This is a genomic window from Pseudomonas sp. GD03862 (genome assembly GCF_029840855.1).
In the GTDB taxonomy this organism is placed as follows: domain Bacteria; phylum Pseudomonadota; class Gammaproteobacteria; order Pseudomonadales; family Pseudomonadaceae; genus Aquipseudomonas; species Aquipseudomonas alloputida.
Map to the genome: position 1 here is coordinate 1 of NZ_JAOCDI010000099.1, position 1,593 is coordinate 1,593.

Annotated in this window: 2 protein-coding genes; both read left to right on the forward strand. The window is 59.8% G+C overall.

The genetic code is table 11. From position 1 onward, the window contains the following. Positions 1-26: 26 nt before the first annotated feature. Positions 27-656, forward strand: coding sequence for a dimethylmenaquinone methyltransferase (locus tag N5D53_RS27480; RefSeq protein WP_279841127.1), 630 nt, complete (start codon positions 27-29; stop codon positions 654-656). Next, a partial coding sequence (locus tag N5D53_RS27485) for a pyridoxal phosphate-dependent aminotransferase (protein WP_279841128.1) occupies positions 653-1,593 on the forward strand: 941 nt, incomplete at its 3' end. The genes N5D53_RS27480 and N5D53_RS27485, both read left to right, overlap by 4 nt.

Here is a 1,593-nt window from a genome sequence, read left to right on the forward strand (position 1 = left end):
TACCACTCCCTGCAGAGCAAACAGCCATGAGCCTTCCACACGATTATCAGAACATTGCAAAGGTCCTCGGTAGTTCCACCCTGTATGAGGCCTCTGGGCTGCCATCTGCAGTCGACCGCGAGATTCGCGCTGTCTGGAAGGGCGCCTTCATTGCCGCCCCCGCTTACCCGCTGCAGTGTTCTCCTGGTGACAACCTGGGCTTGCACTTGGCCGTGGCAAAAGCGCCGCGCGGTAGCGTCCTGGTCTGTGATTGCGCCGACTTCATTGCTGGCTACTGGGGTGAAGTGCTCACGGTGGCGGCGGAAGCCGCAGGCATTGTCGGTTTGGTAATCAATGGCGGCGTACGCGACATCGCCGCGCTTGAAGCGCATGGCTTCCCGGTGTTCGCGCGGGGTATATCGGTCAAAGGTACTGTCAAGGCGACTACGCCTTCAGTAGGCAAACCGTTCGACTTCAGCGGTGCACAAGTAAGCGCCGGCGATCTGGTCGTCGCGGACGAGGACGGTGTGATCATCATCCCGACGGATGCAGTCGAACGCACGCTACGCGAAGGCCAGAAACGTGCGGACAAAGAAGCAGCGTTCATGGCCAAGCTGCGCGAGGGTCACACCACCATGGACCTGATGGGCCTTACTCATCCGGAGGAACACGCGTGAGCCTGGAAACGCTGAACCGTCGCTTGGAGGCTGCCAAGCCTTCGGCAACCTACAAGATCATCGACCGCGTGGCTGCGCGACGCGCAGAAGGGGCGACGATCATTTCGCTTTGCGCGGGTGAGCCTGACTTCGATACGCCGGAGCACATCCGTACCGCAGCCATCAGTGCAATCAGCAATGGTCATACACGTTACACCCAGGTGGCCGGCCTTCGTACGTTGCGAGAAGCCATCGCGCGTAAATACCAGCGTGAGAATGGTCTTGACGTCAGTTGGCAGGATACGCTGGTTTGCAGCGGCGGCAAGCAAGTCATCTTCAATGCCCTGGCCGCAACCCTCAACGAAGGCGACGAAGTTGTGATCCCCGCGCCGTACTGGGTCAGCTATCCAGAAATGGTTGAGCTGTGTGGTGGCGAGTCGCGCATTGTCGCTTGCGGCGCCGAATCGAGCTTCAAGCTGACCCCGCAAGCACTGGCCGAAGCCATCGGCCCGAACACCCGCTGGCTGATCCTGAATTCGCCGTCCAATCCCACAGGCGCTGTGTACGATCGCGACGAACTGCAGGCTCTGGCTGAGGTGTTGCTGGCCCATCCGCAGGTTCTGATTCTCGCTGACGACATCTATGAGCACCTGATTTTCGACAATCGTGACTTCCTCACGTTTGCCCAGGTTGAACCACGTCTGGCTGCACGAACGTTGACCATGAATGGCGTGTCGAAAGCCTATGCCATGACGGGTTGGCGAATCGGGTTTGCTACCGGTCCCCGCTGGCTGCTCGAGGCGATGGAGAAGCTTCAGGGGCAGCAGACCTCAGGTGCCTGTTCCATCTCGCAGCACGCAGCAATCGCTGCCCTCGACGGCCCGAAAGATTTCATCGCCCATAGCCGCGAAGTCTTCCAGCGGCGTCGCGATTTCATGGTCGAGTTGCTCAACCAAGC